25 protein-coding genes are annotated in these 12,113 nt (G+C 54.6%); all 25 read left to right on the top strand.

Annotation, left to right across the window (positions count from 1 at the left end; genetic code table 11):
• On the top strand, positions 1-759 hold a 759-nt coding region (locus DBR18_RS09125), incomplete at its 5' end, for an EF-Tu/IF-2/RF-3 family GTPase (RefSeq protein ID WP_256588491.1).
• 158 nt (positions 760-917) lie between these two features.
• Positions 918-1,229, top strand: coding sequence for a 30S ribosomal protein S10 (rpsJ, locus tag DBR18_RS09120; protein ID WP_003186070.1), 312 nt, complete (start codon positions 918-920; stop codon positions 1,227-1,229).
• A gap of 80 nt (positions 1,230-1,309) precedes the next feature.
• Positions 1,310-1,945 carry a 50S ribosomal protein L3 gene (rplC, locus tag DBR18_RS09115; RefSeq protein WP_003228738.1) on the top strand — a complete coding sequence of 212 codons (636 nt, stop codon included), beginning with the start codon at positions 1,310-1,312 and terminating at the stop codon, positions 1,943-1,945.
• Between the two features lie 12 nt (positions 1,946-1,957).
• Positions 1,958-2,560, top strand: coding sequence for a 50S ribosomal protein L4 (rplD, locus tag DBR18_RS09110; protein ID WP_003228735.1), 603 nt, complete (start codon positions 1,958-1,960; stop codon positions 2,558-2,560).
• Entirely contained in the window at positions 2,557-2,856 is a 300-nt protein-coding gene (gene rplW, locus DBR18_RS09105) for a 50S ribosomal protein L23 (protein WP_002555488.1), read from the top strand. Before rplD ends, rplW begins: the two co-directional genes overlap by 4 nt.
• 14 nt (positions 2,857-2,870) lie before the next feature.
• Positions 2,871-3,695, top strand: a complete 825-nt coding sequence (gene rplB, locus DBR18_RS09100; protein WP_003228734.1) for a 50S ribosomal protein L2 — start codon at positions 2,871-2,873, stop codon at positions 3,693-3,695.
• A gap of 16 nt (positions 3,696-3,711) precedes the next feature.
• Positions 3,712-3,987 (top strand): 30S ribosomal protein S19, encoded by a 276-nt coding sequence (gene rpsS / locus DBR18_RS09095; RefSeq protein ID WP_003228731.1) that lies wholly within the window; start codon positions 3,712-3,714, stop codon positions 3,985-3,987.
• Positions 3,988-3,998: 11 nt separating this feature from the next.
• Complete coding sequence (gene rplV, locus DBR18_RS09090) at positions 3,999-4,331, top strand: 50S ribosomal protein L22 (protein WP_003103908.1); 333 nt, start codon at positions 3,999-4,001, stop codon at positions 4,329-4,331.
• Positions 4,332-4,344: 13 nt separating this feature from the next.
• Positions 4,345-5,031 carry a 30S ribosomal protein S3 gene (gene rpsC / locus DBR18_RS09085; RefSeq protein ID WP_003176422.1) on the top strand — a complete coding sequence of 229 codons (687 nt, stop codon included), beginning with the start codon at positions 4,345-4,347 and terminating at the stop codon, positions 5,029-5,031.
• Between the two features lie 12 nt (positions 5,032-5,043).
• Positions 5,044-5,457, top strand: coding sequence for a 50S ribosomal protein L16 (rplP, locus tag DBR18_RS09080; protein WP_003228729.1), 414 nt, complete (start codon positions 5,044-5,046; stop codon positions 5,455-5,457).
• A complete protein-coding gene (gene rpmC, locus DBR18_RS09075) occupies positions 5,457-5,648 on the top strand; it encodes a 50S ribosomal protein L29 (RefSeq protein ID WP_002555481.1) in 192 nt (63 codons plus the stop codon). The genes rplP and rpmC overlap by 1 nt, the downstream gene beginning before the upstream one ends.
• Before the next feature lie 2 nt (positions 5,649-5,650).
• Complete coding sequence (gene rpsQ / locus DBR18_RS09070) at positions 5,651-5,917, top strand: 30S ribosomal protein S17 (protein WP_003194644.1); 267 nt, start codon at positions 5,651-5,653, stop codon at positions 5,915-5,917.
• A gap of 23 nt (positions 5,918-5,940) precedes the next feature.
• The gene (rplN, locus tag DBR18_RS09065) at positions 5,941-6,309 is read left to right on the top strand and encodes a 50S ribosomal protein L14 (protein ID WP_002555479.1); all 369 of its coding nucleotides are present in this window, start codon (positions 5,941-5,943) and stop codon (positions 6,307-6,309) included.
• Between the two features lie 11 nt (positions 6,310-6,320).
• Positions 6,321-6,635, top strand: a complete 315-nt coding sequence (gene rplX, locus DBR18_RS09060; RefSeq protein WP_003186046.1) for a 50S ribosomal protein L24 — start codon at positions 6,321-6,323, stop codon at positions 6,633-6,635.
• Positions 6,636-6,655: 20 nt separating this feature from the next.
• Complete coding sequence (rplE, locus tag DBR18_RS09055) at positions 6,656-7,195, top strand: 50S ribosomal protein L5 (protein WP_003210069.1); 540 nt, start codon at positions 6,656-6,658, stop codon at positions 7,193-7,195.
• Between the two features lie 13 nt (positions 7,196-7,208).
• Positions 7,209-7,514 (top strand): 30S ribosomal protein S14, encoded by a 306-nt coding sequence (gene rpsN / locus DBR18_RS09050; RefSeq protein ID WP_003228726.1) that lies wholly within the window; start codon positions 7,209-7,211, stop codon positions 7,512-7,514.
• A gap of 209 nt (positions 7,515-7,723) precedes the next feature.
• On the top strand, positions 7,724-8,116 hold the full coding sequence (gene rpsH / locus DBR18_RS09045) for a 30S ribosomal protein S8 (protein ID WP_007966178.1): 393 nt from the start codon (positions 7,724-7,726) through the stop codon (positions 8,114-8,116).
• 12 nt (positions 8,117-8,128) lie between these two features.
• Entirely contained in the window at positions 8,129-8,662 is a 534-nt protein-coding gene (gene rplF / locus DBR18_RS09040; RefSeq protein ID WP_007966176.1) for a 50S ribosomal protein L6, read from the top strand.
• Positions 8,663-8,672: 10 nt separating this feature from the next.
• Positions 8,673-9,023, top strand: coding sequence for a 50S ribosomal protein L18 (rplR, locus tag DBR18_RS09035; RefSeq protein ID WP_003186037.1), 351 nt, complete (start codon positions 8,673-8,675; stop codon positions 9,021-9,023).
• Between the two features lie 3 nt (positions 9,024-9,026).
• Complete coding sequence (gene rpsE / locus DBR18_RS09030) at positions 9,027-9,527, top strand: 30S ribosomal protein S5 (protein WP_003176409.1); 501 nt, start codon at positions 9,027-9,029, stop codon at positions 9,525-9,527.
• A 2-nt stretch (positions 9,528-9,529) separates the two neighbouring features.
• On the top strand, positions 9,530-9,706 hold the full coding sequence (gene rpmD, locus DBR18_RS09025; protein WP_003176408.1) for a 50S ribosomal protein L30: 177 nt from the start codon (positions 9,530-9,532) through the stop codon (positions 9,704-9,706).
• A 3-nt stretch (positions 9,707-9,709) separates the two neighbouring features.
• Positions 9,710-10,147, top strand: a complete 438-nt coding sequence (gene rplO, locus DBR18_RS09020; protein ID WP_011336169.1) for a 50S ribosomal protein L15 — start codon at positions 9,710-9,712, stop codon at positions 10,145-10,147.
• The gene (gene secY, locus DBR18_RS09015; RefSeq protein ID WP_003228718.1) at positions 10,148-11,476 is read left to right on the top strand and encodes a preprotein translocase subunit SecY; all 1,329 of its coding nucleotides are present in this window, start codon (positions 10,148-10,150) and stop codon (positions 11,474-11,476) included.
• A gap of 27 nt (positions 11,477-11,503) precedes the next feature.
• Positions 11,504-11,620, top strand: a complete 117-nt coding sequence (gene rpmJ / locus DBR18_RS09010; protein WP_002555468.1) for a 50S ribosomal protein L36 — start codon at positions 11,504-11,506, stop codon at positions 11,618-11,620.
• A gap of 130 nt (positions 11,621-11,750) precedes the next feature.
• Positions 11,751-12,107: a 30S ribosomal protein S13 gene (gene rpsM, locus DBR18_RS09005; RefSeq protein WP_008374135.1), complete on the top strand. Its 357-nt coding sequence runs from the start codon at positions 11,751-11,753 to the stop codon at positions 12,105-12,107.
• The last annotated feature ends 6 nt before the right edge of the window (positions 12,108-12,113 follow it).

Raw genomic sequence — 12,113 nt, 5'->3', positions numbered from 1 at the left:
CTGCTGGAACTGGTTGAGATGGAAGTTCGCGACCTGCTGTCCACCTACGACTTCCCGGGCGATGACACTCCAATCATCATCGGTTCGGCTCGTATGGCACTGGAAGGCAAAGACGACAACGAGATGGGCACCACTGCCGTCAAGAAGCTGGTTGAAACTCTGGACAGCTACATCCCAGAACCAGTTCGTATGATCGACAAGCCGTTCCTGATGCCAATCGAAGACGTGTTCTCGATCTCGGGTCGCGGTACTGTTGTGACTGGTCGTATCGAGCGCGGTATCGTTCGCGTTCAAGATGCACTGGAAATCGTTGGTCTGCGTGACACCACCACCACCACCTGCACCGGTGTTGAAATGTTCCGCAAGCTGCTCGACGAAGGTCGTGCTGGCGAGAACTGCGGCGTTCTGCTGCGTGGTACCAAGCGTGACGACGTTGAGCGTGGCCAGGTTCTGGTCAAGCCAGGTTCGGTTAAGCCGCACACCAAGTTCACTGCAGAAGTTTACGTTCTGAGCAAGGAAGAAGGCGGTCGTCACACTCCGTTCTTCAAAGGCTACCGTCCACAGTTCTACTTCCGTACTACTGACGTGACTGGTAACTGCGAGCTGCCAGAAGGCGTTGAAATGGTAATGCCAGGTGACAACATTCAAATGACTGTTACCCTGATCAAAACCATCGCGATGGAAGATGGTCTGCGTTTCGCTATCCGTGAAGGCGGTCGTACCGTCGGCGCTGGCGTCGTAGCCAAAATCATCGAGTAATTCTCTTTTATAGAGTCTGCTTGATGAATTGAAAAAGCCCCCGCTCAGCGGGGGCTTTTTTATTGGGTTGACACCTATCTGGGGCGTCTATAGAATTGCGCCTCCTTTTAACGGGCGTATTGCGCCCGGTGGGAATAGCAGCCGGAGTCTGAAATCCAATGCAAAATCAGCAAATCCGTATCAGGTTGAAGGCTTTTGACCATCGCCTGATCGACCAATCAACCCAGGAAATCGTGGAAACCGCGAAACGTACTGGTGCTCAAGTGCGTGGTCCAATTCCACTGCCTACCCGTAAAGAGCGGTTTACCGTTCTGGTTTCCCCGCACGTCAACAAAGACGCGCGTGACCAGTACGAAATCCGCACTCATAAGCGCGTTCTGGACATCGTCCAGCCAACGGATAAAACCGTTGATGCTCTTATGAAGCTTGATCTTGCGGCCGGTGTGGAAGTGCAGATCAGCCTCGGCTAAGACTCGGTCTTGGTCGTGTAACGCTCTGAAATGGGCGGCCATAGCGGGTGAAAGCCCCGTACACTCATGAGGTTTACAACATGACTATTGGTGTAGTCGGTCGTAAATGCGGTATGACCCGTATTTTCACCGAAGAAGGTGTCTCCATTCCGGTCACGGTCATTGAGATCGAGCCGAATCGCGTCACCCAGTTCAAAACTGAAGAGACCGATGGCTATCGTGCAGTGCAAGTCACTGTCGGCGAGCGTCGTGCTTCGCGTGTAACAGCAGCTCAAGCTGGCCACTTCGCTAAAGCGAACGTTGCCGCTGGTCGCACCACCATGGAATTCCGTCTTGAAGAAGGCGAGTACCAGGCAGGCGATCTGATCAACGCTGAAATCTTCGCCGCTGGTCAACTGGTTGATGTAACCGGTCAGTCCAAGGGTAAAGGCTTCCAGGGTACGATCAAGCGTTGGAATTTCCGCGGGCAAGATAACACCCACGGTAACTCCGTATCCCACCGCGTCCCAGGCTCTATCGGCCAGTGCCAGACTCCTGGTCGTGTATTCAAGGGCAAAAAAATGTCCGGTCATATGGGCGCTGAGCGCGTGACCGTGCAGTCCCTGGAAGTAGTGCGCGTGGACGCTGAACGCAATCTGTTGTTGGTCAAGGGCGCTGTTCCTGGCGCTACTGGCGGCAACCTGGTTGTACGTCCAGCAGCCAAGGCTCGCGGTTAAGGGGAAGCTGACATGCAATTAAATGTAAATGACGCTCAAGCGATCGAAGTTTCCGAACTGACATTTGGCGGCGAGTTCAACGAGACGCTGGTTCACCAAGCAGTCGTGGCCTACATGGCCGGCGGCCGTCAAGGTAGCAAGCAGCAAAAGACCCGTTCCGACGTTCGTGGTGGCGGCAAGCGCCCATGGCGTCAGAAAGGTACTGGCCGTGCTCGTGCCGGTACTATCCGTAGCCCAATCTGGCGTGGCGGCGGTACCACTTTCGCAGCTCGTCCACAGGATCACTCCCAGAAGCTGAACAAGAAGATGTATCGCGCAGCAATGCGTTCCATCCTTGCTGAGCTGGTGCGTACTGATCGTCTGGTCGTGGTTCAGGATTTCGCTGTTGAAACTCCGAAAACCAAAGATCTGCTGGGCAAGCTGAACAACATGAGCCTGACCGATGTTCTCATCGTGTCGGACGCTGTTGATCAGAACCTGTACCTGGCTGCTCGTAACCTGCCACACGTAGATGTACGTGACGTGCAAGGTTCCGATCCAGTTAGTCTGATCGCATACGACAAGGTGTTGATCACCGTGTCGGCCGTGAAGAAATTCGAGGAGCTGCTGGGATGAACCAGGAACGCGTATTTAAAGTTCTGCTTGGCCCGCACGTTTCCGAGAAGGCTACGGTTCTGGCAGACAAGAAAGGCCAGTTCGTTTTCAAGGTTGCTACTGATGCAACCAAGCTGGAAATCAAGAAGGCCGTCGAAAGCCTGTTCAGCGTGAAAGTAGAGCGCGTCACTACCCTGAACGTTCTGGGTAAGAGCAAGCGCACTGCTCGCGGTCTGGGCAAGCGTAATGACTGGAAGAAGGCAGTTATCTCCCTTCAGCCAGGCCAAGATCTCGATTTCAGCAGCAGTGCTGAGTAAGGAAGGGGTGCATCATGGCAATCGTTAAATGCAAACCGACTTCCCCTGGCCGCCGTTTTGTGGTCAAGGTGGTCAACCAGGAGCTGCATAAAGGCGCTCCTCACGCACCGCTGCTCGAGAAAAAATCGAAGACTGGTGGTCGTAACAACAATGGCCGTATTACCACTCGTCACATCGGTGGTGGTCATAAGCAGCATTACCGTATGGTCGATTTCCGTCGCAACGACAAAGATGGCATCGTCGCCACTGTCGAGCGTATCGAATACGATCCAAACCGTACTGCTCACATCGCACTGCTCTGCTACGCAGACGGCGAGCGCCGCTACATCATCGCCCCTAAAGGCGTGAGTGCTGGCGACCAGCTGATCGCAGGCGCTCTGGCTCCAATCAAGCCAGGCAACGCTCTGCAACTGCGCAACATTCCAGTCGGTTCTACCGTACACGGCATCGAACTGAAGCCAGGTAAAGGCGCACAGATCGCTCGTTCCGCTGGTGCTTCGGCTCAGCTGATCGCTCGTGAAGGCGTGTACGTTACCCTGCGTCTGCGTTCCGGTGAAATGCGTAAAGTCCTGGCTGAATGCCGTGCGACCCTGGGCGAAGTCTCGAACTCCGAGCACAGCCTGCGTTCGCTGGGTAAAGCTGGTGCCAAACGCTGGCGTGGCGTTCGCCCAACCGTTCGTGGTGTTGCCATGAACCCGGTTGACCACCCACATGGTGGTGGTGAAGGTCGTACCTCTGGTGGTCGTCATCCGGTATCGCCATGGGGCTTCCCGACTAAGGGCGCGAAGACTCGTGGTAATAAGCGTACCGACAAAATGATCGTCCGTCGTCGCAAGTAAATAGAGGGATACGACAGTGCCACGTTCTCTGAAAAAAGGTCCTTTTATTGATCTTCACCTACTGAAGAAGATCGAAGTGGCGGCGGAAAAGAACGATCGCAAACCAATTAAAACCTGGTCGCGTCGTTCGATGATCCTGCCACAAATGGTCGGTCTGACCATCGCAGTACACAACGGCCGTCAGCACGTCCCAGTTCTCGTGAACGAAGACATGGTTGGCCATAAACTGGGCGAGTTCGCCGGTACCCGCACTTATCGTGGGCACGTGGCTGACAAGAAAGCCAAGCGTTAAGGGGTAAGGAAATGGAAGTAGCCGCTAAGTTGTCGGGCGCTCGAATCTCCGCCCAGAAAGCCCGCTTGGTCGCCGACCAGATCCGCGGGAAGAAGGTGGGCGAAGCGCTCAACCTGTTGGCTTTCAGCAGTAAGAAAGCCGCCGAGATCATGAAAAAAGTGCTGGAGTCGGCCGTAGCCAACGCCGAGCATAACGAAGGCGCAGACGTTGATGACCTGAAGGTCAGCACCGTTTTCGTCAACGAAGGGCGTTCGCTGAAGCGCATCATGCCACGTGCCAAAGGCCGTGCTGATCGCATCGTCAAGCGGTCTTGCCATATCACTGTCAAGGTTGCTGACAAGTAACGGAGTCGAAGAGATGGGTCAGAAAGTACATCCCATTGGCATTCGCCTGGGAATCGTCAAGGAGCACACCTCCGTCTGGTACGCAGACGGTCGGACTTATGCGGACTACTTGTTCGCTGATCTGAAGGTGCGTGAGTATCTCCAAGACAAACTAAAAAGCGCGTCCGTAAGCCGTATCGATATCCATCGTCCGGCCCAAACTGCACGCATCACCATCCACACCGCTCGTCCAGGTATCGTTATCGGGAAGAAAGGTGAGGATGTTGAGAAGCTGCGTCAGGACCTGACCAAGCAAATGGGTGTGCCTGTGCACATCAATATCGAAGAGATCCGCAAGCCGGAGCTCGACGGTATGCTGGTTGCGCAGAGCGTAGCTCAGCAGCTGGAGCGTCGTGTAATGTTCCGTCGCGCTATGAAGCGCGCAGTACAGAACGCCATGCGCATTGGTGCCAAAGGCATCAAAATCCAAGTGAGCGGTCGTCTCGGCGGTGCTGAAATCGCACGTACTGAATGGTATCGCGAAGGTCGTGTGCCACTGCACACCCTGCGTGCCGACATCGACTATGCCAACTACGAAGCTCACACCACTTACGGTGTGATCGGTGTAAAGGTTTGGATCTTCAAAGGCGAAGTAATTGGTGGTCGCCAAGAAGAGCTGAAGCCACAAGCACCAGCGCCTCGTAAAAAAGCTGCTAAGTAAGGGGTACGCCAAATGTTGCAACCTAAGCGTACGAAGTTCCGCAAGCAGATGACCGGCCACAACCGTGGTCTGGCACTGCGCGGTAGCAAAGTCAGCTTCGGCGAGTTCGCGCTGAAGTCTGTTGCTCGTGGTCGTCTCACCGCTCGTCAGATCGAGTCAGCGCGTCGTGCTCTGACCCGTCACGTAAAACGTGGTGGCAAGATCTGGATCCGTGTATTCCCGGACAAGCCGATCTCCAAAAAACCTCTCGAGGTTCGTATGGGTAAAGGTAAGGGTAACGTGGAGTACTGGGTTGCCCAGATTCAGCCAGGCAAAGTCCTGTATGAAATCGAGGGTGTTTCTGAAGAGCTGGCGCGTGAGGCTTTCGCCCTGGCTGCTGCAAAGCTGCCGCTCGCCACCTCCTTTGTTAAACGGACGGTGATGTGATGAAAGCGAATGAACTTCGTGAAAAATCCGCACAGCAGCTGAACGAGCAACTGCTCGGCTTGCTGCGCGACCAGTTCAATCTGCGCATGCAGAAAGCAACTGGCCAGTTGGGGCAGTCTCATCTGCTCTCGCAAGTTAAGCGTGACATCGCTCGCGTGAAGACTGTGCTCAACCAGCAGGCAGGTAAGTGATCATGGCTGAAGCCGAAAAAACTGTCCGTACGCTGACTGGCCGTGTTGTCAGCGACAAGATGGACAAAACCATCACCGTTCTGATCGAGCGTCGCGTTAAGCACCCGATCTACGGTAAATACGTTAAGCGTTCGACTAAGCTGCACGCGCACGACGAAACCAATCAGTGCCACATCGGCGACAAAGTCACTATTCGTGAAACTCGTCCGATGGCCAAGACCAAGTCTTGGGCGCTGGTTGATGTTCTCGAACGCGCTGTGGAAGTCTAAGGGCTAGGGGTCGGAGAAATTATATGATTCAGACTCAATCCATGCTCGATGTGGCCGATAACAGCGGCGCTCGCCGCGTTATGTGCATCAAGGTGCTGGGTGGCTCCCATCGTCGTTACGCTGGTATCGGTGACATCATCAAAGTTACCGTGAAGGAAGCAATTCCTCGCGGTAAAGTGAAAAAAGGCCAAGTGATGACTGCTGTTGTAGTCCGCACTCGTCACGGCGTACGTCGTGCTGATGGCTCCATTATCCGCTTTGATGGCAACGCTGCTGTTCTTCTGAACAACAAGCAAGAGCCGATCGGCACCCGTATCTTTGGGCCAGTGACCCGTGAACTTCGTACTGAGAAGTTCATGAAGATCGTCTCGCTCGCCCCAGAAGTGCTGTAAGGAGATCCGACATGCAAAAGATTCGTCGTGACGACGAGATCATCGTGATCGCCGGCAAAGACAAAGGTAAGCGCGGTAAGGTGCTGAAGGTTCTTGCTGACAACCGTCTGGTTGTTGGTGGTCTGAACCTGGTCAAGCGTCATACCAAGCCTAACCCGATGTCGGGCGTACAGGGCGGTATCGTCGAGAAAGAAGCGCCACTGCACGCTTCCAACGTCGCCATCTTCAACGGCGAAACCAACAAGGCTGACCGCGTTGGTTTCAAAGTAGAAGACGGTAAGAAAATTCGTGTCTTCAAGTCGACCCAAAAAGCGGTTGATGCTTGAACACTGCTAGGTAGAAGACCATGGCACGACTAAAAGAGATTTACCGGAAGGAAATCGCTCCGAAACTTAAGGAAGAACTTAAGCTTTCGAACGTGATGGAAGTTCCGCGCGTTACAAAAATCACCCTGAACATGGGTCTGGGCGAAGCGATCGGCGACAAAAAAGTCATCGAGCACGCTGTTGCTGACCTGGAAAAGATCACCGGCCAAAAAGTCGTTGTGACCTACGCTCGTAAATCCATCGCTGGCTTTAAAGTCCGTGAAGGATGGCCGATCGGCGTCAAAGTGACTCTGCGCCGTGAGCGTATGTACGAGTTCCTGGATCGTCTGCTGTCGATCTCCCTGCCTCGGGTTCGCGACTTCCGCGGCCTGAATGCCAAGTCCTTCGATGGTCGTGGCAACTACAGCATGGGCGTGAAAGAGCAGATCATTTTCCCGGAAATCGACTACGACAAGATCGATGCTCTCCGCGGTCTGGACATTACCCTGACCACCACTGCCAAGAACGATGACGAAGGCCGCGCTCTGCTGCGTGCTTTCAAATTCCCGTTCCGCAACTGATTGGAGTAGGAAAATGGCCAAGAAGAGCATGAAAAACCGTGAGCTGAAGCGTCAGCTCACTGTTGCCAAGTACGCCACCAAGCGTGCAGCGCTGAAAGCTATCATCGTTGATCTGAACGCAAGTCCAGAAGCGCGTTGGGAAGCTACCGTAGCTCTGCAGAAGCAACCACGTGACGCAAGCGCTTCGCGCATGCGTAACCGTTGCCGCCTGACTGGTCGTCCGCACGGCGTTTACCGCAAGTTCGGCCTGGGCCGTAACAAACTGCGTGAAGCGGCAATGCGTGGTGACGTTCCAGGTCTGGTTAAAGCCAGCTGGTAATCGCTGTCAAAGCCTTGATGGTCGGGGTCGCAAGAACCTGACCATCGGTGGCCTTGAATCTGAATCAAGCCCCTTTTGGGGCTTGATTCATTTCTGGGGTGTGTCTAGAATGACCGGCTCGCCTGAGCCCGTGTTTTTCATGCCCGGAGTTTCTCGGCGACAAGTAGTAGCCGCAAGGCTAATTTTTCTGTATTAGGAGCGTCTAGCCCATGAGTATGCAGGACCCGTTAGCGGACATGCTAACTCGAATCCGTAATGCCCAGATGGCTGAAAAGTCTGTCGTAAGCATGCCGTCTTCCACGCTGAAGGTGGCTGTAGCAAAAGTCCTGAAGGACGAAGGTTACATCGCGGATTTTCAGATCACCACCGACGCTAAGCCGTCGTTGTCCATCTCGCTGAAATACTTCGAAGGCCGTCCGGTCATCGAGGAAGTGAAGCGCGTTAGTCGTCCAGGCCTGCGTCAGTACAAGTCCGTTGAAGATCTGCCGAAAGTTCGTGGCGGTCTCGGCGTGTCTATCGTCTCCACCAACAAAGGTGTGATGACGGATCGTGCTGCGCGCGCTGCCGGTGTCGGCGGCGAAGTTCTTTGCACTGTGTTCTAAGGGGGGATAAGCATGTCTCGCGTCGCTAAGAACCCCGTTAAGCTGCCAGCCGGTGTCGAAGTAAAATTCGCAGGCCAACAGCTTTCGGTGAAGGGTGCCAAGGGTACTCTTGAACTGAACATCCATTCGTCCGTTGAGATCGTTGAAGAAGCTGGTGAGCTGCGTTTCGCTGCTCGCAATGGCGATCAACAGACTCGCGCAATGGCCGGTACCACGCGTGCGTTGGTAAACAACATGGTCCAGGGCGTAAGCCAAGGCTTCGAGCGCAAGCTCCAGCTGGTCGGTGTTGGTTACAAAGCGCAAGCAAAAGGTCAGGTGCTGAACCTGGCTCTTGGCTTCTCGCACCCAGTGGATTACGAACTGCCGCAAGGCATCACCGCTGAGACTCCTAGCCAGACCGATATCCTGATCAAGGGCATCGATAAACAGCTGGTAGGTCAAGTGGCCGCTGAGATCCGCGACTTCCGTCCACCAGAGCCGTACAAAGGCAAAGGTGTGCGCTACGCGGACGAAGTCGTCCGTCGTAAAGAAGCCAAGAAGAAGTAGGGCATAGCAAATGACCGACAAAAAAGTTACTCGACTGCGTCGCGCTCGCAAAGCACGCCTGAAAATGCACGAACTCGAAGTCGTGCGTCTCTGCGTGTTCCGCTCGTCGCAGCACATCTACGCCCAGGTCATCTCGGCCGACGGCAACAAAGTCCTGGCAAGCGCCTCGACTTTGGATAAAGAACTGCGTGATGGCGCCACTGGCAACATCGACGCGGCCACAAAGGTTGGCCAGCTGGTCGCTACGCGTGCTAAGGCCGCTGGCGTCTCGCAAGTGGCTTTCGACCGCTCTGGCTTCAAGTACCATGGCCGCGTTAAAGCGCTGGCTGATGCTGCTCGTGAAGCTGGGCTGGAGTTCTAAGTTATGTCAAATAACGACCAAAAGCGCGACGAAGGCTACATTGAGAAGCTGGTTCAAGTTAACCGCGTAGCCAAAACCGTTAAAGGCGGCCGTATCTTCACTTTCACCGCGTTGACCGTGGTTGGTGATGGTAAAGGGCGTGTTGGCTTCGGCCGTGGCAAGTCGCGTGAAGTGCCTGCTGCGATCCAGAAGGCAATGGAAGCTGCTCGCCGCAACATGATTCAAGTTGACCTGAACGGCACTACCCTGCAGTACGCAATGAAGTCCGCTCACGGCGCTTCGAAGGTGTACATGCAGCCTGCTTCTGAAGGTACCGGTATCATCGCTGGCGGCGCTATGCGTGCTGTCCTCGAAGTTGCTGGCGTTCAGAACGTTCTGGCCAAGTGCTACGGCTCGACTAACCCGGTAAACGTGGTTCACGCCACTTTCAAGGGTCTGAAAGCCATGCAATCTCCTGAGTCCATCGCTGCCAAGCGTGGCCTGACTGTCAAGGAGATCTTCTGATCATGGCTACCGTTAAAGTTACGCTGATCAAAAGCATGACCGGCCGCATCCCTAACCACAAACTGTGCGTTAAGGGTCTGGGTCTGCGTCGCATCGGTCACACTGTAGAAGTCCAGGATACTCCCGAGAATCGCGGGATGATCAACAAGGCTTACTACATGCTGCGTGTCGAGGGTTAATCGATGAAACTCAATGATCTGAGTCCAGCGCCGGGTTCCCGTCGCGAAAAGCATCGTCCGGGCCGTGGTATCGGTAGCGGTTTGGGTAAGACTGGTGGCCGTGGCCACAAAGGTCAAACCTCCCGCTCCGGTGGCACTATTGCTCCAGGCTTTGAAGGCGGTCAACAGCCGCTGCATCGTCGCCTGCCGAAGTTCGGTTTCGTTTCCCTGAAGGCCATGGACCGCGCAGAAGTGCGTCTGTCCGAGCTGGCTAAAGTGGAAGGCGACATCGTCACCGTGCAGTCCCTGAAAGATGCCAACGTGATCAACGTCAACGTACAGCGTGTGAAAATCATGCTGTCCGGTGAAGTGGCTCGCGCTGTCACTATCGGCAAGGGAATCGGCGCCACCAAAGGTGCGCGTGCGGCTATCGAAGCAGCTGGCGGCAAGTTCGAGGAATAAATGGCTAAGCAAGGTGCTCTCTCTGCGCTCGGCAAAGGCGGTATGTCTGAACTCTGGGCTCGTCTGCGTTTTCTGTTCCTGGCGATTATCGTCTACCGAATAGGCGCACACATCCCGGTTCCAGGTATCAACCCGGACCGACTCGCAGACCTGTTTCGACAGAATGAGGGGACCATTCTTAGCTTGTTCAACATGTTCTCCGGCGGCGCGCTGGAACGGATGAGCATCTTTGCACTGGGGATCATGCCGTACATTTCGGCATCGATCATCATGCAACTGATGACCGCCGTCAGCCCGCAGCTGGAGCAGTTGAAGAAGGAAGGTGAAGCTGGCCGTCGCAAGATCAGCCAGTACACCCGCTACGGCACCGTCGTCCTCGCTCTCGTTCAGGCCATTGGCATGTCCATTGGTCTGGCAGGGCAGGGCGTTGCGTTCACTGGTGACTTTGGCTTCCATTTCGTCGCGGTATCCACTTTTGTGGCTGGTGCGATGTTCATGATGTGGCTGGGTGAGCAGATTACTGAGCGTGGTGTAGGCAACGGTATCTCGATGTTGATTTTTTCGGGTATCGTCGCCGGTCTTCCGAGAGCAATCGGGCAGTCTTTCGAGTCTGCGCGTCAGGGTGATATCAATATCTTCGCCCTGGTTGCCATCGGTTTGCTGGCAGTAGCGATTATCGGTTTCGTGGTGTTCATTGAGCGTGGTCAGCGTCGTATCGCTGTTCATTACGCCAAGCGTCAGCAGGGCCGCAAGGTTTTTGCTGCGCAGACAAGCCACTTGCCGCTGAAGGTGAACATGGCCGGTGTTATTCCGGCTATTTTCGCGAGCAGCATTTTGCTGTTCCCGGCTTCGTTGGGTGCCTGGTTTGGTCAGTCTGAAGGTATGGGCTGGTTGCAGGACATCTCGCAGTCGATCGCTCCTGGTCAGCCGTTGAATATTCTGCTGTTTAGTGCAGGGATTATTTTCTTCTGCTTCTTCTATACGGCGTTGATGTTCAATCCGAAAGACGTAGCGGAAAACCTGAAGAAGTCCGGTGCCTTTATTCCGGGCATCCGTCCAGGTGAGCAGTCTGCGCGCTACATTGATGGCGTTCTGACTCGCTTGACCATGTTCGGTGCTCTTTACATGACGGCCGTGTGCCTGTTGCCCCAGTTCCTGGTGGTTGCAGCAAACGTTCCGTTCTACCTTGGCGGGACCTCGTTGCTGATCGTGGTCGTGGTTGTGATGGACTTCATGTCCCAAGTACAATCGCACCTCGTTTCGCACCAGTACGAATCCCTGATGAAGAAAGCCAACCTGAAGGGTTACGGCAGCGGCATGTTGCGCTGAGTACCCATAAGGTTCGAGGAGTTGGTGATGAAAGTTCGTGCATCGGTGAAAAAGCTGTGCCGTAACTGCAAGATTATTCGCCGCGAAGGTGTTGTTCGAGTAATTTGCAGCGCGGAACCGCGTCACAAACAGCGCCAAGGCTGAGTGTGATTGTGCTTCAAGCCCGGCAGCTAGTGCGCTGCCGGGTTGATTATTTGTTATTACAGCGATATTATCTCGCGCCCTATTTCTTGGCTTCCGGGGCGTAGGTAGCTGTCAATTGGAGTCCCACTGAATGGCCCGTATTGCAGGCGTTAACATTCCAGATAACAAGCATACTGTTATCTCGCTGACCTACATCTATGGTGTCGGTCGCACTACTGCACAGAAAATCTGTGCAGACACTGGGGTAAACCCAGCAGCAAAGATCAAAGATCTGAGCGACGAGCAAATTGAACAGCTGCGTGGCGAAGTGGCGAAGTTCACCACTGAAGGTGACCTGCGTCGCGAAATCAACATGAAAATCAAGCGCTTGATGGACCTCGGTTGCTATCGCGGTCTGCGTCATCGTCGCGGTCTTCCAGTACGCGGTCAGCGTACCAAGACCAACGCGCGTACCCGTAAAGGTCCGCGTAAGCCGATCCGCAAGTAATCGCCC

The organism is Pseudomonas sp. HMWF021 (genome assembly GCF_003061005.1).
Taxonomy (GTDB): Bacteria; Pseudomonadota; Gammaproteobacteria; order Pseudomonadales; family Pseudomonadaceae; genus Aquipseudomonas.
The sequence above is the reverse complement of the archived record's forward strand: the minus strand, read 5'-3'. Positions and strand labels throughout refer to the sequence as shown.